Source organism: Planktothricoides raciborskii GIHE-MW2 (assembly GCF_040564635.1).
GTDB classification, from domain to species: Bacteria; Cyanobacteriota; Cyanobacteriia; order Cyanobacteriales; family Laspinemataceae; genus Planktothricoides; species Planktothricoides raciborskii.
The window spans coordinates 2062880-2087690 of the sequence record NZ_CP159837.1 but is presented as its reverse complement, the minus strand read 5'-3'; the positions used below and the strand labels follow the sequence as shown (position 1 = coordinate 2087690).

The following is a 24811-nucleotide window of genomic DNA, read 5'->3' as shown; positions in this document are numbered from 1 at the left end:
ATTTTAATTTTTGTTAGTGGTTATTGGTTATTGGTTATTCGTATTTTACTCGTAATTAAACCCCAAAGCGAACGGTCATAACTTGGCGAATCCAACTTAAAGGATTTTCACTAAAACTGCGATCGTTTTCATCAAGCAATCCCCATTTTTTCAGCATTTCTTTTCGTTCATCTAATTCAGCCTTATGATTATGGAGTTCGGCAGCAATCTGGTCAGCGAGTTCTTGGTAAGTTTGCAATAGTTTTTGCAACCCCAGGCGATCGACCACAAACAAGATCGTTTCTTCCGTCGTCCTAACTGTAGCTGTCCGGGGAATTCCCAGCAGCAAAGAAAGTTCTCCAAAAAACGCCCCCGCAGACAAATTGGTTAAAAACTTATTAATTTTTTCTACATAAATTTCCACCGAACCCTCTAAAATAATATAAAAAGCATCACCGGGTTCATCTTCGCGACAAATATATTCTCCTTCACCTAGAGTAGTCTTATAACCAATATTAATTAATTCTTGAATATCGTGGGCAGAAAAATTGTTAAAAAACTTCACTGACTTAAGCAAGTCTGGCAGGTTTAACTGCTGATATGTATCGTTTTTTTTCCGTCTAATATTATTCGATTCTTTGAGTAATTTTTTTAAATAATAAACTTGACATAGTTTGATTAAAATATTGGCTTTTTTCTTTAAATTTTTTTCTTGGCTAAGTTGCTCCATCTGCTTTTTTAAATGCTGTTGTCTGGCATAAATCTTGTCAGACATATCGACAAACACTCGCGCCAGTTCTCCTAACTCATCTTGCCGTTGGCTCACCCCGGCCAACGTTTCGGAATTAAAACCTAATGCCATCCGGCACGCTTCGCGATCGGATTCAATTTCTCCGGCAGCTTGGTTTAAAATTCCTACAGGTTTTAAAATCCATTGTGACGTGATAATTCCCAACAAAATCGCAATCCCTAAAACCAAGATATAAAGGAACAGTATCATCCGCAAATTAGCATAGACATTGCCCATAAAATCAGCTTCAGGAATCACGACAATAATAGTCCAATCTAAATGCGGATGATCGAGAGGTTTCACTTGAATAAATTGGTAATCCCCGTCAATCTTTAACTCAAATTGCGTCTGCTTGGTAGCTCCCTCCATCATATTATCTGCCAGTAATTTTTTCATAGTGGACTGGATCAGTGGGTCGCTACTCTCCGACGCATTGAGTCGTTGGTTCCCTTCTGGTGTCGATATGGAGAGAATTTCATTCGCTGAAGTCGCCACCAGTTTTCCTGAACTTTCAATAATAAATGCTTTGCCATTCTGACCAATATCTAAATTACTGAGAAAATCGCTGATTTGTCGGAGGGTCATTTCAATGCCAAACACCCCCAACAATGAACCATTGTTATCATAGACAGGTAAGACCGGGTTAATTCTTAAACTGGTTTGATCGTAAGAAGAGCTATAAATTGGACTCCAGGTTAATTTTCTCGCCTGTTTAGCTGCCTGATACCAAGGGCGCAGCCGAGGATCGTAGTCTTCTCGGATTATTTCTCTAACTTTTTGTCCTTGGTTGTTCAATTGATATGTAATTCTATGAGAATTACCCGGTGTTTTCAGCCTCAAGATAAGTTGTGCATTATCTTGATTTTCCACGCCGATAAACTCGCCTTTCTCGTTGCCAAACATGATATATTGAACGGATGCTAAGAGGTTACCAGTTTCGTTATATAACTGGGGATTTTCGGCAATATTTATCAAAGTATTCTGGGCTGAATCATTTTTTGGTTCAAAAACAGAATCTTGGATAACAATCCGCCAGAAATAAGTCGCTAAATTATCAAAATTATTTAAGTTTAAATTTTGATTATCAACCACAATTTGACTCAGTTGATGGCTCATTTGTGAGGGATCCAAATAGGCCATTACCTGATTATGGATATGTTCGGTGACTTGCCAACTCAATTGACGAATGAGTTCGTAAACCGTTTTTTTGGCGGAAGTATAGGAGATCCAACCGATCACACCCATTGATAGGCTAATCTGCAACACCAGAATTGTTGGTAATACTTTGCGGATCGAAGCCATAAAGATGTTCCCTCATTAATGATTAATTGATAATTGATAATTGATAATTGATAATTATCAATTGCCCGTTGTCCATTATTCCAAGTAGGTAATTTGGCGACGACGCCATGCATAATGCAAGATATTAATGCCCATTTCTTGAGCGGTGCGGAGAGTTTCTCTGGAGACAGAATAGCGATCGTCCAGTCCACAAGCGGCTAATAAATTACCAATCACAATCACAATTCCACCACCGACCATGATGGAAATCGGGTTATGGTCAATTTCTGGAAGCTGAGAAAATAAGAAGGGCTGGGTTCGCAGGGGATGAGGTTGGGGAAATTGATCGATCGCTGTTAAAGGAGTCCCCAACTGCTTGGCAAAATCTTCAAAGGCAATTGATAGTTGTTTTACTTCTTTTTCCAGTTCTTTGTCAACGGCTTGCAGTTCTTTATTGATATCTTGTTTGAATTTTTGTAAATCTGCGGCATCTAAAGATCCCAGATTACCTAAAGCCTCTTGTAATTGTTTTTTGACGGCGATCAGGTCTTCGATTTTCGTGTCTTTGATAGCGGCTTCGATGAATAATACGCTCCCTGAGTTTAAATAATTTTTCAGGCTGGCTAGTTGTTCAGCTTTGAGGGGACGGGATTCTTTATATTTGAAATAAATTAGGTCATAGTTAAACTGTTTTTGTTCTTCTTCTTCTGGATTTAATTGTAAGCTGACTTGACCAATTTCTTCAGCCCCTTGTAATGCGGGATATAAGGCGTCTAGGGACTGAAGCAGATAGGAAAAATCCCTAAGCTGTTTTTCTAAGTTCGGGTTGTTGTCGGTGACGACCCCAACTCGGACAATCCCCTGCGATCGCGATCGCGCTTTTTGCCGGTAGCGTAAATCTAACTCATTGAGTTGAGGGTAAAACACATCAGTAGGATTAGAAATTTGCACTTCCCCAGGTTGCAACTGAATCCGGCAAATCTCCACGTCCAAATCTGTGGGTGGACTATTCCGTTCATCAATCCTAAAAGTTTCGGTGACAAAATCGTTATTGGTTTCCGTTCCTTGAAGTTGATTGGGGTCTACATAACTGACCACTAAATAAATGGTCGTCGGTTGCTGTTTGGCTTCTGAAGTAATCCTAAAAGAAACTGGCTCATTCACCACAATTACATTGCCAAATAAATCAATGGCAATGCCTGGTTGAATTTTCACCCAACGGCGATCGCGATATTGTTGAGTCACTTCTGGGGGCGGTTCAATGGCATAGACACCCAAATCGGAAACAATACCGGGCTGATTCAGGGATTGATAGTGAATATTTTGGCGGATCCGATGATATTCATGAGCCATTTGCCATCGCGCACTATTAATTAGCATCCCATCACTAACTTGAATCCGCGTCAATGGTTTGATATTCGGAGGTGGCCAATCTTTACTCATAATTAATTGGTTAGTGGTTAGTGGTTGTTGGTTGTTAGTTGGTGGTTGGTGGTTGGTGGTTGGTGGTTGGTGGTTGGTGGTTGTTAGTTGGTGGTTGGTGGTTGGTGGTTGAATCAAATACCGCAAATAACGAATACCGAATCACTAATAAATAATAACAACTCATCACAAATAATAACATTAATTAGCCGAATCGATAAAAAGTTCGTAAGTACAAAATGCGGGTTTTTCTTGTTCTATAATTTCCCGAACTAAGCCTTCGTCAATCGGCTGACCAGGTTCAGGACGCAGCCTCACCAAAAAATGATAGGGACGACCGCCTCCAACGATCGCATCATCACCAAGACGACTAAAACCTAGGACAAACCCTTGAGTAAAAATTTCTTGAATACTGATATGTTTTTCCTCTTCGGGCAGATGTTCATCTAAAGGTAAGTCCGTATATAAATGTAAATAAAGGCGTAAGCCTCTGCGAGTGCCGCGCCAATGAAATAGTTTAATTGCCTGCCGAATTAAATAACGCTGCCGAGTTAAACTCAAGCGAGCGTCCATTTTCCATCCGACCCAATGGGAGAGGAACGGCAACAGCATTTCCGGTGCGGTCAAAGGATCTAAATAAGCCCAAAGGGATTCTAATTGATTAACCGCTGGTTCAAATCCTTGCTCGAAAATCTTTAATAATCGACCAATGAAGTCTACCTCTCGGTAAAGTTCAGGCAGAAAATTCAGATAAAGGCTCCGAGGGCGAACAAAGAGGGAAAATCTGGCTGACTGGGTGATAGTTAGCGGAGAAGTTTCTAAGTCATTGTCTAAGCTATAGTCAATATGAATTTGGCCATAAAAATCTAGAGTTAGGGGATTTTTATGGGTGACAAGCGTATCATTAGACTCGAAGAAGTTGCCGGGGATTTGGAAGTAGAGGACGCCTTCGATCTGACCTTTGGCAGGCACCTGATTTCCTTCCATTCTGAATCGACACCAATGAGCCGGAAAATTGCCTTCTAACTGGGCATTGATCTGCACGGTTTGGGCATTATGGTTTTTGAGTCTTACTAACAGTTCGCTGCTTTCACCGGGATAAAGCAATACATAGCTGTCAGCATAGTTGTTAGCATGGTTCGGCGCACTGGGTAGTAATGTGTTTTGAAAAGGGCGATCGCTTCTCTGGGCCGCTCTTCCCACTGGCTCAATTGGACCAGATGGCAATTGCATCGGCACCAGTTCTAGTCGCAATGGTAAAAGGTCGCGGGCTTGAGTCATTTTATCACTGGTAAAAAGGTTATTTGTTGTTTGTTGTTGGTTATTGGTTATTCGGAGCAAATAACCAATAACCACTCACTAAAGTAAACTAATCGCGTGGCCTGATCTCAGTTGCAGATTGCGCCAAGAAACAATCAGACCCAAAGGACCAGGATTAATCACGGGTTCGCGGGGCAGAAAGCGCACCCAAGTATTTTCTTGACGGCGTAATTCAAATAGCTGCACCGCGCCCAAATAACGCACGCCAGCAATTTTTTGTAACAATGTGACAATATCGGAGGAATAAACCGGACGACCAAAAGGCCAGCCTCTTCTTTCCGGGCCACCATTAATCGGGTTGAGAAATTGGTACAAAGCCGATTGTAATTCCAAGAGAATTTGCTGTTGGGCAGCAGTGTGATTATATTCCGGTTCTAAAGCCACTTCGGTTTGCACCGATACTCCCACATATTCCGGTTGCCCACAGGTGACTTGTACCCCCAGCAACCGTCGCTCATCAAGATAAGACAGAACTTTCTGTTCTAAATTAGCCGATAGGTTAAATTTATCTGGGCTGATACCTTCGGTGGCAATGCGCGTGGTATCGACTTGAGGCACTAACAGCAAGCGGACTTGTCCTGCTTCTTCTTTTTTCATCGCGGACATACATAAAGCCCGGGCGATCGCACCGTCTCCCCCTTCCAATGCCAGGGTTTCAAAGTCTTCCACCGTTACTGCCCGATTCCGAGTCCGCAACAAACGGGGGGTTCGGACGACTGCTTGTTCCAGGGATTCTGCATTGCTGCCATCTCTAGCTGGTTGATGGTTGACAACCCTCGCCACATAAGGCACCGCCGTTTTCAAAACCGTAATCGTTTCCCGTTGGACATTACCTTTGTCTCCCCCCCCGACGCGATAGGCCACCATTTGAATCATCGAGCCTCGGGACGGTACTGCCCCATATTGCCGTTCTCCTCCAGAAGTGGCGGAAACCTCAACGGTATTAGCATTAGCACTATCAGGCAGATAAATGCTTTCTCCCGGTAGTTGCTGCGATCGCCTGCGAAACTGGATTTGTTCAACCTTATGAGCCGATTCCCGAATCAACGGGCCAAATTGAACTCTACCCGTCAGGGAATCAATCGTATAGTGTAAATCCTCTGGCCTAGAATCCGCAAAATCTGCCACCTCTTGCCAAATTTGTGGCACCCCTCCCGGTGGTGTCACTAAAATATACTCATCGGATTTACGGGGCAACACAGGAGCGCCTTGTAACTGATAACTTTGTCCGGGGGTTCCGTCGCTTTCGCCGAGGACTTCATTTCTAATTAAAGCACTTTGATAAGCTTCAACCGTACCACCAATCGATCGCGCACTTATCCCCACAATTCGCGGAGAGCTACTATACCCCGTTTGACTTAGGTTTGGTTGGCTATACAAACAACGAATCCAGCGTCCTTGGTAGGTGACAAATACGGTTTCCGGCCATTCCTGGGGCAAATGCAGAATCACATCCGCCCCTGAAAGCGGATTACCCCCCAGGCGAACTAACTCACTAAAACTAAATCCTTGGGTTTGATCGTCGATTTCTTGCAACAGAATCGGTTCCCAAAAATTACCATTCCAAGCTTCCCAACGGCGCGGCGGATTGTCAGGATTAATCCCGGTAGTGGTTGCCGCTGAACCTTTAAAGGTAATCGCCAGGGTATTTCCTTTACTAGGGGCGCTGGAATCAAAAACTAAATAAAAGCAATTCCCCGGTTGCGGATCGTCGTTGAAACATGGCACTTCTTGCCCATGCCAAGACCCATCTCGTTCCATTGTCCAAGAACCCAAAAAGCGATCGCGCAGACTTTGGGGTTGATCTTCAGGGGTCGGCGCCGATAAAAAATGTCGAATTCTAGGATTACCAATTCGCAGGGGTTGTTCGGTGGTAAAGACAACTGCTGGCTGCTCTGAAGTTTCCTCCGTAGCCACCTCCGTTCCAGCGGGAATTGTATAAGTTTGTGGTAAGCTGGCGCTCAAGTAAAAACTTAAATAAGCTTTTGCCGGAGTCGGCGGTTTCAACCGCACCCCCAGCAACTCCAAAAAAGCCACATAGTTTCGCCTAGGCACCTGATTGAATCGCTGAAACATCTGATCGGTCATCCAGGCAAACAATTCAATCAGGGTAATTCCTGGATCCGATGGATTATAATTCGTCCATTCTGGACAATAGCGGGGAATCCTTAACAAGCACTCATCTACTAAGTCTTGAAAAGCGCGATCGTCCAAATCTGACTTGGGCAAATTGGGCAAGAAATCAAACTTCATAATCCCCCTTTAGTTCTCTGGCGCTTAAGAAGGTGGTAGCAAATAAAACGGATAAATCATACTTTGGGAATCATAAGAATCCTTCGGGTGATATTGGATGATAATATCTACTCGACCCTTGGTCGGATCCGGTTCTGTATAAATCCCATCCACAATAATCCGGGGTTCCCATTGTTCGAGAGCTTCTTGCACATACAAGCGCATGAGCAATAAAGTTTCCGTATTCATCGGTGCAAACACCAACTCGGAAAGCCGCGAGCCAAAATTTGGGCGATAAACTCTTTCCCCTAATCTGGTGCCTAAAATTAATCGAATGCAATCCTCAACATTCGGCACATCAGAATTTAGTTGCACACCGCCTTGGAGATTGACTTGCAAGGGAAAAACCAAGCCCCTCCCCAAATAGTCCCGATGCTGGTTCTTAGAAATTTCCGGCATACCTTATCCCCGCACATCCTTGAGCAAGTCTAGTGCAGCGATCGCCGCGATTCTATTCGCCAAAAGTCGAACATAGACGAATCACGGCGCCACTAAAACCGTTGCTGCCGTTCCCACCACCGGCAAAGTCAAAGGCACCGGCACTGGAGCCGGAACACTCATCCCCACCGCCATTGTCAGGGAATGGGCCACGGGACGCCCCATTGCCAACACCGTCACCGAACAAGGCATCATCAAAACCCCAGTGGCCATCGGTGCCCCAGCCACCGCATCTCCCAAACAGGCGATCGGACGCCCCATTGCCAACACCGTCGGCGCCCCAGGCCCCACAATCGGACTGCCGCCCGCCACATCTCCAAGCACTGCTACTGGTAACATCTCTCCAATCCTCCTCGAAAGCTTTTCGCCGCTTCAGAAATCTTTATTTCAGTCTGCCTCACCTCCAACCAACCAGTCATTAGCCATTAGTCGATCTTGTTGTTCGTTGTTCGTTATTGGTTATTCGTTGTCCGCTCCAAACAACCAACAACCAACAACCAACAACCAACAACCAACAACCAACAACCAACAACATTAACAATTCAACCGAATCAACGGTGCCGTAAAACCAGCAGTCGCCCCAGCCATAAGCTGAAATGCCGCCCCAGTCTGAAGATTCAACGCACCGCCCGCTTGCAGCCCTGCCGTACCTCCTGCCTGCATACTCAAAGAACCCCCGGCCTGAATATTCATTGCTGCCCCAGCCTTAACCGCAACCTGTGCCGCTGACTGGATATTCACTTGGGCGACTCCCTCAATTGCCACCTTAGCCGGAGACTTAATATCCACTCCCCCAGTCCCAGTTACTTCCACTTTCGGGCTATTAATCTTAATCCCCGAATTCGTCATTTCTATGGTACTCGGCCCGACTTTCAAAACAATCTTAGTCATCCCGGTAATATAAATTTCACCCGCATCAACATTAAGTTTATTGCTTTTACCGGAAGTCCCGGTTTTAACATTCATATCTCCCGTAGAAGTGACATTAATTTTTTTGCCGGAATCATCCATCAAACAAGTATGCCCCCCATTCGTCTTCACCTCGATTTTTTTATTCTTATCATCCAACAACATATAATGTTTGCCACTGGTTTTAACCTCGACAAATTTATCCGTATCGTTCATATACAGGTGATGTTTTTGCCCATCTACCGTTTCTAGATAAATTCCTTTTTTACTACTATCTTTATCCTCTTCTACAAATTGCAGCTTATGTCCTAAGCGAGTGGTAAAAGTTCGCAGCCGCACTTTACCATCCACAACACTATTATCTACCGGATCTTTAGTTTTTTCTTTGCCATTCCACACACCGCCAATCACATAAGGACGATGAATATCCCCATGTTCAAAACCCACCAAAACCTCATCATTAATTTCTGGTAAACAATCAAAGCCACGATTAGGTCCAGCCCCAATACTCACCACCCGCGCCCAGTTACTTTCATGTTCTTCGGTTAAAGTAGGAAATTTCACTCTCACTCGGCTCCAACCTTCCGGATCTTTATTATTACTCACCACTCCTACCAGTAAAGTTTGCCCGGGATCGAGACGCTGTTCTGGCATCACTGTAGTCAGTAAATCGCCCCCACGCAAACCCCGCACCGTAAACTCTGTGGTATAAATGCCATCGGTATAATGGTGATGAGTTTCTGTTACATAATATTTGCCACTATACTTACCCATATCTGCCAGTTTCACCACTCGTCCAGGACGGATTTTCGGATTCCCTTCCCCTGTAGCATCTGCTTGGACAAATTCTCCCCCTAACTCATTACAAAGGGCTTGGGCCATCACATCTCCTTCTTTGGCCACAAAAAAAGGTTTATCCACGACAATCACTTTGGGGGAAGAAGGTTTGCCGCTAAAAGATGAACTGGTTTTTGATCCTTTGCCAAAATCAGTTTCGGTGACGACATTGGCAGAACTGGCCTTAGAAACGAAGGCTTTTTTCTCTTTATAATCCCAGCCGCGTACTTCGACCGAACTAATTTGTTCACTACTGGTGACACGCACCCGAAAACTATGAATATCTTCTAACCATTTTAAGCTTAAAGTATCATCTGCTTTAGGTTTTCTAAAGTTTAATTTGCCATCTTGGACAAATAATTCATAGCCATTGCGGGCTGCCCTTTCCCGCAAAAATTCCATATTGGTTTGATTTTGTTGAAACACATATTTATGAGAAGGACTGGTACTATCTACAGTCCCCGCAGAGATGCCCGCTTCGCCAATAATTTTATTGACAATCGCGTCATCAGTCATATCCTGAAATGAGCGATTATGTCTTCCCCGATGCAATCGATGCGCCACATCATAGCCCCGAATAATCATCGTTGCTTCAGCATTTTCTGTAAAATTACTTTCGATCGCGGTAATTTCCCCTTCGATCACTTTTTCCGTGTTTTCGGTGGAAAACTCAGAGGCTTCTGTGGTACTGGATTTAAAACTGACTTCGATTTTTTTGCCAATGGAAAACAGACTTTCATGTTTCCACGGTTCCCCACTGCCGGGAAAGTAATCATTGTTAATCATTAGGGTAAACATTCCCGGTTGATGCAAACTTTCTTCCACGGAAATTTCCATCAAATCTTGCATTAAACTTTCGGAGGCTTTGCTGCCACCAATTTTTAAAATAGGTTCAGCTATATAACGTACTGGAGACATGGTTTTTACTTAGAATTCGCCAGCCCTATTTTAGCCAGTGACTAAGCATCGATCTATTCTACCAAAGTAGAATGAGAAAGCCACAGGGACAGAAGAAACCAGTTTGCTTTTCTCAATGCCACAGTTAACTGTTGTCTGAAGAAACCCAGTTTTTTTCTCAGGTAAAGGTTGGTGGTGGCGATCGCCTAAGCGACCGAGAAACCGGACGAGAGTCCGGTTTGATTTGCTCAATGCCACAGTTAGTGCCACAGTTAGTGGCGATCGCCACCACAGCCACTCGGTTTATTTTCTGAGCAAAAAACCAAAAATATGAATTATTAAACATCCTTATTCAGGTGAATAAAATTTGCAAAAAAAACCGCTGCTTATTTGTTTTTTTTCTGAAAAATATTTTAGTTTAATTTAAAGTATTTATTGTTTTTTAATATTTGTTATACTTTTAACATATTCAGAATATTATAATAAAATTATTGTGTTATATTTTTTTTGCTATTAATTGATTAACATACACAAATATGATGGATTAAATTACCTGTATTTCTTATTGCTATAATTAATTTTTTTAAAATTAATTATTTGCTAAATTGCTTTGCTATTTATGGGATAAAAATTGATGGTATTGGAGATGAGTTAATCGATATATAAATCGCTCTAACAGAGGGAGATTAACAGATATTTTTATTGGCGATGTTTCTGGTAATTGAGTAATCATAAACAGTTTTCTTTCAGTGGCGATCGCCTCAAATTTAACCACGGCAGACTGGATTAAATCGCCAATATCTACTTTGATCCTTTCCCAGATTCCATTAAAGTAATTTGTAATAAACGATATACTAATCCCTCTAGTATTTTATCACTTTACATTTGATCTATTTTATATAGGCGTTTTTCTTTGGGATAATCTTCACTTCTGAGGAGTTCCAAATTCAGGAACATACCAGTCAGGGAATTGCGTAAATCGTGAATCAACATTTGCACCATATCTTCCCGCAATTTGAGCAAGGTTTGCAGTTCGTTATACTGTTGCTTAATCCGCAATATGGAGTGAAAGATCGCAATTCTAGGGCATTGATGGGTTTACTAATAAAATCGTCGGCTCCGGCATTCAAGCAACGGGCTAGGTCTGCTTTTGAGTCTAATGCTGTCACCATAATAATGGGAATAGCTTGCCATTTTGACATAGCTTTAATTTGGCGACAAACCGAAATACCGTCTATTTCAGGCATCATTACATCCAGGAGAATCAAATCTGACACAGGGACTCTCTTTGCCAGTTGCAGAGTCTTTTCCCCGGTGGTCGCGGCGACGATCGCATAGTCCTCCTTCAAAAGCTGCATCAGCACTTGTAAGTTATCTGGACTATCATCGACAATCAAAATTTTCGGTTTAATTGGTTGAGAATCTGTCACTGCGGACATATCGTTATTTTTGTTTCCTCTGGTGAGAGCCCGTTCCTAAGATTTGTCTGGTTTTCTAGACTCTGGCTGATTTCGGGCAGCAAAGTCTGTGCCCTATCGGTGTCTAACTCGATTAAGCACTCTTTCACTGCCTGTAGTTTAACTTCAAATCGAGCTAACGCATGACTCGAATTGTTGCCCCATCAGAGAGTCTTTGTAAACCAGAGGTAATAATTTGATCTCCCGGTTCTAATCCCTCCAGAATTTCAATGCGATCGCCTTCTACAAATCCCAATTTCACCGGCTGTTTTTTCGCCTTCATTTGTGGTTCTTCTCCTTCAGCATTGGGGGGTGACTGTTCCACCACATACATAAACCGTTCTTCTCCTTGGAAAACCACAGCGGTAGCCGGGACAACGATCGCGCCAGGACGACGGATCCAAATAATTTTAGCCCGGACAAATTGGCCATCAAGCAACTGACCCTTAGAATTATCAAACGTTGCTTTTACTAACACCGTTTGCGAATCAGCATTCACTTGAGGAGAAATAAAACTAATCCGCCCTTGGGCCAAAGATTCATTGTTACTATTGTAAATCTCCACGGGCATTCCTAAACGCAATTCAGATAAGCGATCGATGGAAATAAGTATCCGCAAATCTAAAGTATCATTTTGGGTTAAAGTAGTCAGAACACTGCCCCGGTTTAAATAGTCGCCAATTTTCACCGGCACATCCCCAACTATCCCAGAAAATGGGGCAATCACTCGCGTATCTTCGATCGCCACTTCTAAGGCTCTATTTTGGGCTTGTACTTGGGCTACTTCCGCTTCGGCGGCGGCAATTTCTTCAGGACGAGTGCCATTTTCTAATCGTCTGAGCTCTTGCAATCGTTCTTCCACTTCCGCTTCGGCGGCGGCAATGGTTTCAACCCGTGGCCCTCGTTCCTCTCTGGCTAAGGCTTGGGTGGCTTCAACTACCGCCGCTTCCGCCGCTTGGCGGTCTTCCCTTTTACTTTCTTTGAGTTCTTCTAAGCGTTGTTTGGCTTCTTCCAGGGCAGCTTCGGCGCGACGGTTTTCGGCCACCACTTCATCAAAGCGATCGCGGGAAATGGCACCTTCATTGAGTAACTCCTCATTACGTCTGACTCGTTGGGCGCTCAGATCCAGCCGCGCTGCTGCATCAGCAATTTGGGCTTCCGCTTGAGCAATTTCTTGACTTCGGCTGCCCCCACCACTCAAGGCTTGAAGTCTGGTTTCCGCTTGCTTTAATCGCGCCCTGGCTTGGGCAATGTCTTCCGCACGGTTGCCCGCTTCCAACTCCGCCAACCGCGCTGTCGATTGACTCAAACGCGCCCTGGCTTGGGCAATTTCTTCAATGCGCGGGCCTGCTTGTAATTCGGCTAACCGGGCTTGGGCGCTAATTAAGTTGGCTTGCCCTTGTCGTAGCTGAATTTCTGCTTCTCGACTGTCCAAACGGGCGATCGTCATCCCTGGAGAAACGCGATCGCCCGGTCTGACATAAATCTCGATCAGCCGACCATCCACCTCGGACTGGATACTCACCGCCTCTTCCGCTGCCAAATTCCCCACAATTTCACTGCTTTCTTCCAAAGTGGTTAATTCTACTGAGGCAATTCTGACGGAAATAGCCCGGGCGCCACCCCCTTGACCTTGCGCCGGTTGGGTAGTCTGAGTCAGAGTCGGCCACCAATACCATCCGCCTGCCCCTGCACCAGTCAACAGTATGATTCCTAGAATCATCCCCTTTAAGGGTGACTTGGGGGATTTTTTTCTCGAAGACCGAGGCTTTTTATTGGATGCAGGTGATGAGGAATTCTCTGCCGATGGCGAAATGTCAGGCAGTTCGGATTCGGCGATCGCCTCTCCCTCCGGGTTGGTTATCTCTGTGGCCAGGTAAGAATGACGAGTATCCATGAAGTTACACTGATTTCACAATTTCTTCAAATTTAACATCTTTAACATCTTTAACATCTTTAACATTTTGTCTTTTTCTTTTGCGTGAGAATTATTGGCTAATCTAATTTTTTTCAGGCTAATCAGATACAATAAGGTACAAATATATGCTGATAATATTCAGGTAATTAAAGATGATTCTTGCATCATTTTATTTGATGATAAGAATAAGTTAAGACAATGTTCATCGGCTTTTCGCGGTAAAAGCCCGGACTGACCGCTGAATTCATTTTAAACATTTAAATATTTAATAATTGGGTAATCTCGACCATTATTTTACCATAATCCACCAATTATCTAATAGAAATGCAAAATTATAAAAAGCCGAGTGGCGCTTTTAAGATGGGTTGGGAGGGATCGATTCGTTATTTTGCCAGAGGTCTATTTTAGATTTTATTTAAATTTATCTAAGATCCGATGGGGATTTTTGCCCATAAAACTGCTCGTTTTCTGGGATAATATTAAGTTTTGTAAATTAATTTGTAAATTAATAAAAATTCATAATACTCGACAAAATTGAGCAAGTTAAGTATAATAGAACAATAAATTTTCTCGGAAATCAGGACGGAGGAGCAAAAATCAAGCAAAACGCAAAACCTAGGCCAGCATATCACTGATTTGTCAAAATTTCTTCATAGATATAGATGATGCCTCCACAAGCTCAGAAATAAGCTGAGAAAATTGTCATCAAAATCTTGGCTAAAGATTTTGATTAAAAAATTGAGCCATCTGTTAAGTTTTTAAAGGTTAGTTAACGTTAGTTAAATAAAGCAAAATGACTGAAACAGCGATTGAATCGGTTCTACACGAAGAGCGTTTATTTCATCCCCCGGTTGAACTCTCAAAAAACGCTCATATTAAAAGCCTGGAAGACTATCACCGGATTTACGACCAAGCCAAAGCTGACCCAGAAAAATTTTGGGCTGATTTAGCAGAAAAAGAGTTGCACTGGTTTGAAAAATGGGACAAGGTGTTAGACTGGCAGCCCCCTTTTGCCAAATGGTTTGTGGGTGGCAAGTTGAATATTTCCTACAATTGTCTCGATCGCCATTTGACTAATGGACGGGCTGATAAACCGGCGTTGATTTGGGAAGGAGAACCGGGAGATTCTCTCACTTTTACTTATCGCGAATTGCATCGGGAAGTTTGCCTGATGGCTAATGCCCTGAAACATTTGGGGGTGGGCAAAGGCGACCGTGTGGGCATTTATATGCCGATGATTCCCGAAGCGGCGATCGCCATGTTAGCTTGTGCGCGAATCGGGGCGCCTCATACGGTGGTATTTGGCGGATTCAGCGCCGAAGCTTTGCACAGTCGTCTGGAAGATGCCCAAGCAAAATTGGTGATTACTGCTGATGGTGGCTGGCGCAAGGATCTGATTGTGCCGTTGAAAGAACAAGTGGATAAGGCGATCGCTGATAACGCCGTCCCCACCCTGAAGCACGTCCTGGTGGTGGAGCGCACCGGGCAAGAAGTCCACATGGAAGGCGATCGCGACCATTGGTGGCATGAACTGAAAACCCAGGTTAGCGATGATTGTCCCGCAGAACCAATGGATAGTGAAGATATGCTCTTCATTCTCTACACCTCCGGGACAACGGGCAAACCCAAAGGGGTCGTCCATACCACGGGCGGTTACAACCTCTATACCCATATCACCACCAAGTGGATCTTTGACCTGCAAGAAAACGATATTTACTGGTGTACCGCTGACGTAGGCTGGATTACCGGACATAGCTATATTGTCTATGGCCCATTGTCCAACGGGGCGACAACCCTCATGTATGAAGGGGCGCCGCGTCCTTCCAACCCCGGTTGTTTTTGGGATGTGGTGCAAAAATATCGCGTCACCATTTTCTACACCGCCCCCACCGCCATTCGGCTATTTATGAAAATGGGCGAACACCTGCCCAAAGCTCGAGACTTATCCTCTTTACGGTTACTCGGCACCGTCGGCGAACCGATTAACCCAGCCGCTTGGATGTGGTATCACCGGGTGATTGGCGGCGAAAAATGTGCGATCGTGGATACCTGGTGGCAAACCGAAACTGGCGGGATTATGATTACCCCCTTACCCGGCGCCACTCCCACAAAACCCGGTTCAGCCACCCTGCCCTTCCCCGGCATTATCGCTGACGTGGTGGATTTAGACGGCAATTCCGTGGGTGCCAACCAAGGCGGCTATTTAGTCATCAAGCATCCTTGGCCCAGCATGATTCGTAATGTTTACGGCAACCCGGAACGCTTCCGCAGTACCTACTGGGATCCAATCGCCCCCATCGATGGCCAATCCGTTTACTTTGCCGGAGATGGTGCCCGTCAAGACCCCGATAGTTACTTCTGGGTCATGGGTCGCGTAGACGATGTAATTAGTGTTGCCGGACACCGTTTGGGCACAATGGAAATCGAATCGGCCCTAGTGTCTCACGAATCCGTTGCCGAAGCCGCAGTAGTCGGCAAACCCAGCGATATCAAAGGAGAAGAAATTGTCGCCTTTGTCACCCTGGAAGGCAGCTACGACCCCAGCGAGGAGTTGGAAAAAGAACTCAAAGACCATGTGGTGAATGAAATCGGCGCCCTCGCCCGTCCGTCGGAAATTAAATTCTGTGACGCTTTGCCCAAGACTCGTTCTGGGAAAATTATGCGGCGCTTATTACGGAATTTGGCCGCCGGTCAAGAAGTCGCTGGGGATACTTCTACCCTGGAAGACCGTGGCGTTCTGGATAAATTACGCAGTGAAGCATAAGTGGCATAAGTTCAGCAACCGATAATTAAATAGATGTCTTAAATCAACCCGGTTAGTCAAATAACCGGGTTTTTTTATGGTTAATTTTTTATGGTTAATAGTTATAGTTAATATAACTTATAATATAACTAAAAAACTTCGTTTTCTTATTTTTATTTGCGATTTAATCGCCACCACGTAAGCCCAACCAAAGTGGTGATTATTTTTACCACAAAGACACAAAGAAACACAGAGACAAGGCTATGCCGTATTCCTAGTGTTTCTCTGTGTCTCTGTGGTTCAAAAATAATCACCACAAAGACACAAAGCAACACAAAGACAATCATAGCCAACCTCGATCGCGCAAATGCTGAATATCTTCTTCAAATTCTTCCATATCATAATGAATACAAATGCCTCGACTCGCTAAAAGCTGCTGGAATTCAATGGGATGCATTCTAGCAATTTTGCTGCCTCGACCTAGGGTAATCAGTTCTTTTTGAAATAGCGCGATTCTCGTTCCGAGACGCTGCGCGATCGCAATTTCTCTGAACCAGTCAGCATCACTTAATTGACTTGCTTGGGCGATCGCCTCATCAGAAATTTCTAAAGTGATTTGCACTGCTTTCCTCATCTATTTTATATGTATTGCCTATATTGCCTATATTGCCTATATTGCCTATTTTATATTGCTTTCCTCTATTCTCTGTGTTTCTCTGTGTTTCTCTGTGTCTCTGTGGTGATTATTTTTTTACCACAAAGACACAGAGGGAAACATAGACAAGTTATCATTGCCCGGAAATCACCACCCCAGCCCAAAAATAAGCATCCCTAAAAGGAATATATTCGGGATTTTCCTTCTCACTTCTAGACTTAGCTTTTTCTAAAATACTCGCATCACTGGGGGTAGCATTTTTTAATAATTATTCATAAACCTGAGTAATGTCTGCCTTGCCGTCTTTAGCCAAGTTTTTGCTTGGTTTAAGGCAATAACTGCCGGTTCAACCGCGAGATAAGCTTGATAAAATTTAATCGCCAATAAACCAGCCGCTTCATCGTTGACTGGCCATAAAGAAGAAATCACCTGAGAAACTCCAGCCTGCAAAAAAGCACTGGCTAAACCTACATATTCGGTTTCCATAGCTGTCATCTTGGTCATGGCAGTTTCGCAGGCATTGATATAGGCAAGGGAATAGGAATTTAAGCATAAGTTGGCGATTTATCCCGCCGTTAACTTATCTGGCTAGAAATAAGCCGGATAAGTTGGGCTTTTCTTGGTTATAACTAGCATCACCGCTAAAGTGAAATATTTGGGATTGAGATATTTCGAGATTGTTGCCTTCACTTTATCCTTGAACCAGGTGATTATTAATGTTAGCTTTAATCTTAGCTTTAATCTTAGCTTTAGTAGCATGAATACTAACCAAATTCCTAACTTTATGCGCGGATTTTCCCCAAATTGACTTAATCGCCGTGGCTGCGGTTTGGGAATATGGCAGTGGTGTTAATTCGACCCTATGGGCAGCATAAGCCACTATGAGCAAATTAGTCGGAGTGATTTGATTAGTTTACCGGCTATTTTACCGGCTATTTTACCGGCTATTTTACCGGCTATTTTACCGGCTATTTTTCCAGCCAAAAGCAGCCCTCGGTAAACGAGTCATGGCGATATTTTTCTGCCAAGATTCCTGCCAAGATTCCTGCCAATACTTGAGAAACGATGCCTCTAAGGGTAAGCCTCTAAGGGTAAACGGTGTAAGTCCCGGTGAGGTATCGGGATTAGTTGGCTAATTTTGGTGTTACTAATTTGGGGGTTCTTTTGGCGGTTAATTTGCCAGGAGTTGGTTAAGCATATTTATGGGAGAAAAGGAGAAGATTTGCACCACAAAGACACAGAGGGACACAAAGGCGGGTTTTAAGCCCGCCCCTATAGGAAATTTTTTACTTTAAATAGTAGCCAGTTTTTCTTTCAATATACTCTAGGACTTTGCCGTGGGCATCCGCATTGCTATGAGGATGTAAAATCATCTTTGTGCCATTATCAGGCAACCAAAAGGAGATTTTGTGAGTGTTTGGGTCTTGAGAAAAAGCGCTGATCCGGTTGAGATCGAGCAAGTATTCTTCTCGGTCGTAATGAAACTTAATCCAATCGGCACTTACAGTGGTTTTGTGGTGGATTTTTTCTAGGTAATTCAATACCTTTTGATATGACTCTGCATTACTTTGGGGATGAATGCAAATCGATACACCTCCATCAGGTAACCAAAAAGTTATTTTGTGATTAGAAGACACAGAAAAAGCGCCAATCCGATCGAGATCAATCACATAAGTCTCCCGATCGTAGATAATTTTGACCCAGTACGCCACAAAGCCTCCTCACTCGCACTTCCCCTGGATTTGGGTGATTTTTATAACTGCCTGTTGTAGGAATTAATCCTACGGAAGAATCCTCTAGTTCATGCAGGCGATCGCTGACATTATCTGCCTGCAAATCCTCTGTTTTATGCTGATTTTTCTGAGGATTTGTATGCGGATTTGTATGCGGATTTTACCCCTCGTTTTCGTCTCCCATAACTTGATAAGATGCCGCTTTAGTAAAACCATGAAATAATGGATGGGGGGTGTTAGGACGAGAGTGAAACTCAGGGTGGAATTGGGTGGCAATAAAGAACGGGTGATTGGGCAATTCAATAATTTCCACTAACCGACCATCGGGGGAAGTTCCACTTACAATATAACCACTTTCTAGGAATAGGTTACGATAGGCATTGTTAAACTCATAACGATGGCGGTGTCGTTCATAAACTACTTCTTGTTGATAAAGTTTTTCCGTCAAAGTATTCGGTGTTATCCGACAAGGATATAACCCTAGTCGCATGGTTCCCCCTAAGTCCACCACATCTTGTTGTTCTGGCAATAAGTTAATCACTGGATTATCTGTGTTTGCATTAAATTCGGCACTATTAGCATTGGGTAAATTGGCAATATGACGCCCCCATTCAATCACGGCACATTGCATCCCCAAACATAACCCCAAAAACGGGATTTTTTGTTCGCGGGCATATTGAATGGCCGATATTTTACCATCAACTCCGCGAATGCCAAAACCTCCGGGAACTACGATTCCTTGGATATTAGCCAGATATTTTTCTGGGCCTTCCGCTTCAATATCTTCTGAGTTCACCCAAGTCAGTTCCAGGTGACAACCATTGGCGATCGCCCCATGTCGGAGGGCTTCGACTACGGATAAATAAGCATCACTTAAACGGACATATTTGCCAACAATAGCAATGTTGAGGGGTTGACCCCCCTGATAAAGGCGATCGACTAGGGTTTGCCACTTGCTTAAATCTGGTTGACGGTGTTCAATTTTCAGCAAGTTAATCGCTTGAATGGCTAATCCTTCTTTTTCTAAAATCAGCGGTACTTCATAAATACTCTTGGCGTCTGGAGAAGTAATCACGCATTCCACGGGTACATCACAAAATTCGGAAACTTTATGCTTAATTCCCTCGGATAAAGGGCGATCGCAACGACAGACTAAAATATCGGGTTGAATGCCAATTGACCGCAATTCTTTAACAGAATGTTGAGTCGGTTTAGTCTTCATTTCTCCAGCGGAAGGAATCCAAGGCACCAGAGTTACATGAATATATAACACATTATTTCGTCCCACATCTTTGCGAAACTGGCGAATTGCTTCTAAAAAGGGTTGGGATTCAATATCACCCACAGTTCCGCCGATTTCTGTAATCACCACATCGGGATTAGTATTTTTGGCTACGCGATGAATTCGTTCTTTAATTTCATTGGTAATATGAGGAATAACCTGGACTGTACCTCCTTGATAATCTCCTCGTCTTTCTTTATTGATCACTGCCTGATAAATTAAGCCTTGAGTCACACTGTTAAGTCGGGACATGGAGGTATCGGTGAAGCGTTCATAATGTCCCAGGTCTAGGTCTGTCTCAGCCCCATCTTCTGTCACGAAAACTTCCCCATGCTGAAAAGGACTCATGGTTCCGGGGTCTACGTTGATGTAGGGGTCAAGCTTTAAAATCGACACTGAATAATCTCGTGACTTCAGCAACCGCCCCAAGCTGGCAGCGACAATTCCTTTGCCAATACTAGAAACCACCCCACCAGTGACAAATACAAATTTACTCATAAAAAAACCGCCTCAGTTTTAGAATGCGGCGCCTGCTCATGTTCAGAGATCCAGCTTCGATCGCCTGGGACTGGTGAGCATAGCGCATAAAATTTCGACTTTTACCTTATAATATCCGATCGCGATCGCCATTTTTTCAGGGTTTTATGATTTTTTCACCATTTATGCTGAATTTTCATTTTTAATAATTGACCGCAACCAGGGTTCTGTGGTGGTTAAGGGCGACGTTTATTTGCTTGATTAACTGTTGGCCTCATCTTTGGATAAAATTAAATTGACCGCGTTTAATTCATGGGAATTTAACAAATAGCGATCGCTGAACATATTCACCCGCATTTCCGCTAAACTATAACTGCGAAAAATCAAAAAAGGGAACTCTGCATATTGCCGACCAATGGGTAGAGTATTATAAGCGGGATAAAGAGAATGGACGTAGCGAGAAAGTAGGCTGCGAAACTCGCGTTCTGCTTCCTCTTCTGGCTGACTTTTAAAATATTCCCGGAGGGTTTCCCCACTAATGAACACAAACAGGGGCAGGGCATAATATTGATCGGAATTCTGGCTGGTCAGTTCAAACCATTGGGTTTTATTAATATCCCCGCGCAGTAAATTTACTAACTCCATTGCCCCATCCCGAATCTGCGATCGCAAATTATCGGGATACTGGTTACTTTTGCTAATTGCCCACATTTTTTCTACCAGGTCTTTAGTGGCATATCGTCTAATCTGTTCTTCCAGACGAATTTGATAAGTTTCTTCAAGTTTTTGGTTAATTTGTACCACCAATAAATTACCCGTGAGGATACCGGGTTCTATATTACCCAAGGCCAATAAATTATCTAGTCGTTGGCATAACTTAGCAAAATTACTGTTAAACTTTTCTCGCAATTGTAAATAAGAAGATACCTGGTTTTTCACTGGGTCAACCAGATCGCGATCGTGATGCAACACAAACTCAGCCCGACTGAGAATTTGTTGCAAGCTGTGATAAACTTCTTCTAGGTTTTTATGACTGGGTTTGCGACGGTGTTCGTTCTTCATTTCCCGGATTAAATTAGTCATAATACTGGTAAAAGTAGCGCCCGCTGCGGTGACAGATTTTCCGCCAATGGGAATCATCATTACCTGTTTTCGACCCAATATTCCCGCCCCGACAATTCGAGTCATAATCGATAGCTTGAGAATAATCAAAATATTCAACAAATTTAAGATACTTTCCTGAATGGGTATTATTAAGTCGGAAATATCGTTAGCATCAGGATAATAAACTGCTGTTTCTGATAAATAAAATATTAGCTGTTTTTCTTGAGTGTCAATAGTTTGCTTTACACCATTTTCTAAATATTCACCTCTTGCCCGATAAATTACCTGAATTACTTCCATTAAATTACGTTCAATTTGAAACCGAGGAATTTCTACCAGGATATGAGTTGCCTTGGGAAAAGATAAGCCGCGACTAGCCGAAGAAGTCATAAAAACAACCTTGGCATCTTGCTTATATTGGCTAATTTTCTGCTTATCCGCTTCTGATAGGTTAGCGTGAATTTCTAGGTAATCCGTATTCGGGGTAAATTCTCCCCGATTTTGGCGAATTTTGGCAGTAGGGGCGAAGCATTCGGGGCTAACTTTGCTTGCTTCTTTAAGAAATTCTTTGCCCGAATGCTTCGCCCCTACATGGGTAAATTCTCCCCGATTTTGGCGAATTTTATCAATCAGTTCTTCTAAGCGTTTTTTGTCTTGAATATAGACTAATATTTGGCCGCAGTTGGCGTCATCTAATAACCGTTGAATGTCGGCATTAATCTGACTTTGGACGGCTTGACCGAGTTGATTAGTTTTATCTTTTAATGGGTTGGGATCGAATTTGACACATTGGATAAATAATTGATAAGTAATGTTTAAGCAACTAGCGGGGTAAGAGTTGGCATTAATTGCGATCGCGTCAGCGGTGCGGAGCACTTTCGCTTGTCGCTTATTAAACACAAAATTCTGCACCGATAAAGGGGCTGCCGCTTGTTTGGCCATCCGAAAATAAATCTTATCCGGTTCTGGGGTAGTTTGGGCAAGATGTTGGGTAATTACTTCCTTTTCCACAATCGACGCATCGGCCACAATTATTTTAACATTAAACCCATATTCAGTTAATTTAAATTTGGTTAAAAATTGGCTGATGCCTTTAAGAAAATTAGCCCCGCTATCATCCCCGGTGATTTCATCAATCATTATAAATATATGCTTAATTCGCTGGGCAATTTCCCGCATCTTTTCGGGAATTACTTTCTTATCCCGTGAGTTGTATGCCCCTTTAAAAATATTGTCCAAATGGCGTAAAGTATCCACCGCTGGAGTGAAGTTTTGCTGCCCTGGTTCTCTTGGGGGATTTACTCGCAATGATTGAATGGAAACCGTGGCGACGATTTGGTTGGATATCTGTTCATTGATTAAGCTATGAATGCCTTCGCAAAGACTAAACAAAACTCCGGCTTTCTTTTCCCCGCGATCGCGAATTTGGTCATCGGCAATTTGGTGTAAGCGTTTCTGAGAACGGCGATCGCTTAAACGGCTATCTTCAGAAGAAATAGCCGCAGCGTTGATAAAATCAACTTGTTTAAGGCGAAAATTATCTTGACGTGCATCAGAATAATATTGCACCGTGGGACGACCTAAGTTATCCTTGATTATTGCTGAGTTACTGTTAATCGCAAATATCCGAGAATCTGATAATTTGCCCGGATTTTCTGTGGGGCGATTCCGCGCAGCGGATCCGGAAATGGAATCGCGGCGATCGCTTTTAAACTTTTCAATCAAATCTAGGTTAACTTGTTTCCGGGGACTGACATAAAGGAATAAGTAACCATCGTCACCGTCTTGGTCTTTACGGCTTTTCAAGAAATTGGCGATCGCGGTTGTCTTGCCAATCCCCGGATTTCCGGTTAAAAAAATATAAGTATTGTCAGATAATAAAGCTTGTTGAATTAGTTCAGCATGGGCATTTCTCAGAGTTGCCCCTGGGGTGACATTTAGCTGAGTAGCTAACTCATCGGGTATAATACCCAAAGAATTAAAAAAATTATCAATTTTTTCTGTATGAGTTATCTTAGTAATAGAATTAATTGACGCTTCCAGGGGTTTAGTGGATAACTCCTGAATCAACTGTTTGCCATCGATAAAACTCTTAGCGGCATTGCGTTGAATTAACTGCAAAACTTTCCGACGGGCATTTTGAATTTCTTGGTGTTTTGGTTCATGTTTATAAATCTGGGCAAAGGTGGCCAAAATATCCAAATTTTCAGGGCGAAGGGATAGGGTACTTAGGTGGCGATCGCTGTATCCCACCACATTAAACACCACATCCGCATCATCGGGCAATATCTGATGTTTTTGTCCCTGTTTCTGTAAAAAGCCATAAAAACTATGGATATATGAACCCGCTTGAATCAACTTAGCAGTTTCCTTATCCTTGCGTTTAAAAGCGGTAAAATATTGGGCTAAATCTTTAGAAAAATCACCTCTGAGATATTCAGAATTTCCCGTATCAATTCGCAGCTTAGAAAACACACTTTTTGAGCGAATATACTTAATTTCGGTCATCAACATTCGCCGTAACACTTCCACATCATCAAGGGGGGCTAAATCAGCGGCAGATTTTACGGAAAATGTAGATAAATCCACACAGAGAATCCGGTATTGATTTTTATAACGCAACAGCAGCAAAGTATCCCCTTGCAAAAATTCTCCTTTCCCGGAATATTGGCTAATTAAAGCATCGATATTTTCTAATTCACCAAACTGAGATAATAGATCGGTAAATTCTTGGCGATCGCTCTTTTCATAGCTTTGCATACTGTTATTATTGCAAAAGCTACACTGATAATATAGAATTTCTAAATCTTGGGTTTTGCGGCGCCCTTGGGGACTCCATCCCGTCGCTTGCAAATATTCTCGGAAAAAATTTAAACCACCTAAAAAACCTTTTTTGAGAAAATACTGACTCCATTTTTCCACAATTTGAATATTCAAGTCACTAATCAGACTATCAGAGTCAATCATCTTCTGCACTATTTTCGGTAACTTAAGCTGTTCTAGATCGTGGCGATATAAATCGCCAAAATGGTGCGGGATTTGCTGGTGTTCTATATAAGCCAGAATCCCCAGATTAAAGCCTACTTCAAATAATCGTCCGAGATTTTCTGCGATCGTCATCGTTTTATGATAAATTAGTGGTTAATTTTTATTCATTATATCCCATAAATGTATAGAGCCAAAGCATATAAAAAAATTGGTTAAATGGTTAAATATTTGGTAAACAAACGAAAGTTAACTGCCAATCATGCTTTTCCTGTAAGAAATATCTGCTACA

General features: G+C 43.0%; 17 protein-coding genes. 1 reads left to right on the top strand and 16 read right to left on the bottom strand.

Going from position 1 to position 24811, the window contains the following annotated elements; translation table 11 throughout:
- Positions 1-55: 55 nt before the first annotated feature.
- The 10 genes from ABWT76_RS08750 to ABWT76_RS08705 all read right to left on the bottom strand — a co-directional run bounded on the left by ABWT76_RS08750 (position 56) and on the right by ABWT76_RS08705 (position 13519).
- Positions 56-2071: a cyclic nucleotide-binding domain-containing protein gene (locus tag ABWT76_RS08750; RefSeq protein ID WP_354635961.1), complete on the bottom strand. Its 2016-nt coding sequence runs from the start codon at positions 2069-2071 to the stop codon at positions 56-58.
- A gap of 75 nt (positions 2072-2146) precedes the next feature.
- The gene (locus ABWT76_RS08745) at positions 2147-3610 is read right to left on the bottom strand and encodes a DUF4159 domain-containing protein (protein WP_354635960.1); all 1464 of its coding nucleotides are present in this window, start codon (positions 3608-3610) and stop codon (positions 2147-2149) included.
- A 63-nt stretch (positions 3611-3673) separates the two neighbouring features.
- Positions 3674-4753: a phage tail protein gene (locus ABWT76_RS08740; protein WP_054464710.1), complete on the bottom strand. Its 1080-nt coding sequence runs from the start codon at positions 4751-4753 to the stop codon at positions 3674-3676.
- A gap of 78 nt (positions 4754-4831) precedes the next feature.
- Positions 4832-7045, bottom strand: a complete 2214-nt coding sequence (locus tag ABWT76_RS08735; RefSeq protein WP_054464615.1) for a putative baseplate assembly protein — start codon at positions 7043-7045, stop codon at positions 4832-4834.
- Between the two features lie 24 nt (positions 7046-7069).
- Positions 7070-7483 carry a GPW/gp25 family protein gene (locus tag ABWT76_RS08730; RefSeq protein ID WP_054464614.1) on the bottom strand — a complete coding sequence of 138 codons (414 nt, stop codon included), beginning with the start codon at positions 7481-7483 and terminating at the stop codon, positions 7070-7072.
- 81 nt (positions 7484-7564) lie between these two features.
- Positions 7565-7861, bottom strand: coding sequence for a PAAR domain-containing protein (locus ABWT76_RS08725; RefSeq protein ID WP_054464613.1), 297 nt, complete (start codon positions 7859-7861; stop codon positions 7565-7567).
- Positions 7862-8056: 195 nt separating this feature from the next.
- A complete protein-coding gene (locus tag ABWT76_RS08720) occupies positions 8057-10186 on the bottom strand; it encodes a VgrG-related protein (protein ID WP_054464612.1) in 2130 nt (709 codons plus the stop codon).
- A gap of 157 nt (positions 10187-10343) precedes the next feature.
- Positions 10344-10511, bottom strand: coding sequence for a hypothetical protein (locus tag ABWT76_RS08715; RefSeq protein ID WP_354635959.1), 168 nt, complete (start codon positions 10509-10511; stop codon positions 10344-10346).
- 640 nt (positions 10512-11151) lie between these two features.
- On the bottom strand, positions 11152-11604 hold the full coding sequence (locus tag ABWT76_RS08710; RefSeq protein ID WP_054464611.1) for a PleD family two-component system response regulator: 453 nt from the start codon (positions 11602-11604) through the stop codon (positions 11152-11154).
- A 154-nt stretch (positions 11605-11758) separates the two neighbouring features.
- Positions 11759-13519 carry an efflux RND transporter periplasmic adaptor subunit gene (locus tag ABWT76_RS08705; protein ID WP_072160626.1) on the bottom strand — a complete coding sequence of 587 codons (1761 nt, stop codon included), beginning with the start codon at positions 13517-13519 and terminating at the stop codon, positions 11759-11761.
- 814 nt (positions 13520-14333) lie between these two features.
- Here ABWT76_RS08705 and acs point away from each other — a divergent pair.
- Positions 14334-16304 carry an acetate--CoA ligase gene (gene acs, locus ABWT76_RS08700; protein WP_054464609.1) on the top strand — a complete coding sequence of 657 codons (1971 nt, stop codon included), beginning with the start codon at positions 14334-14336 and terminating at the stop codon, positions 16302-16304.
- Positions 16305-16626: 322 nt separating this feature from the next.
- Here acs and ABWT76_RS08695 read toward each other — a convergent pair whose 3' ends face one another.
- The 6 genes from ABWT76_RS08695 to ABWT76_RS08670 all read right to left on the bottom strand — a co-directional run bounded on the left by ABWT76_RS08695 (position 16627) and on the right by ABWT76_RS08670 (position 24654).
- Positions 16627-16905 carry a UPF0175 family protein gene (locus tag ABWT76_RS08695; RefSeq protein ID WP_054464709.1) on the bottom strand — a complete coding sequence of 93 codons (279 nt, stop codon included), beginning with the start codon at positions 16903-16905 and terminating at the stop codon, positions 16627-16629.
- Between the two features lie 294 nt (positions 16906-17199).
- Positions 17200-17502 (bottom strand): CHAT domain-containing protein, encoded by a 303-nt coding sequence (locus ABWT76_RS08690; protein WP_369817665.1) that lies wholly within the window; start codon positions 17500-17502, stop codon positions 17200-17202.
- 722 nt (positions 17503-18224) lie between these two features.
- A complete protein-coding gene (locus ABWT76_RS08685; RefSeq protein ID WP_054464607.1) occupies positions 18225-18650 on the bottom strand; it encodes a hypothetical protein in 426 nt (141 codons plus the stop codon).
- Positions 18601-18774, bottom strand: coding sequence for a hypothetical protein (locus ABWT76_RS08680; RefSeq protein WP_156331489.1), 174 nt, complete (start codon positions 18772-18774; stop codon positions 18601-18603). Before ABWT76_RS08680 ends, ABWT76_RS08685 begins: the two co-directional genes overlap by 50 nt.
- 57 nt (positions 18775-18831) lie before the next feature.
- A complete protein-coding gene (locus tag ABWT76_RS08675; RefSeq protein WP_054464606.1) occupies positions 18832-20451 on the bottom strand; it encodes a CTP synthase in 1620 nt (539 codons plus the stop codon).
- A 240-nt stretch (positions 20452-20691) separates the two neighbouring features.
- Positions 20692-24654 carry a helicase gene (locus tag ABWT76_RS08670; RefSeq protein WP_190876975.1) on the bottom strand — a complete coding sequence of 1321 codons (3963 nt, stop codon included), beginning with the start codon at positions 24652-24654 and terminating at the stop codon, positions 20692-20694.
- Positions 24655-24811: the final 157 nt, after the last annotated feature.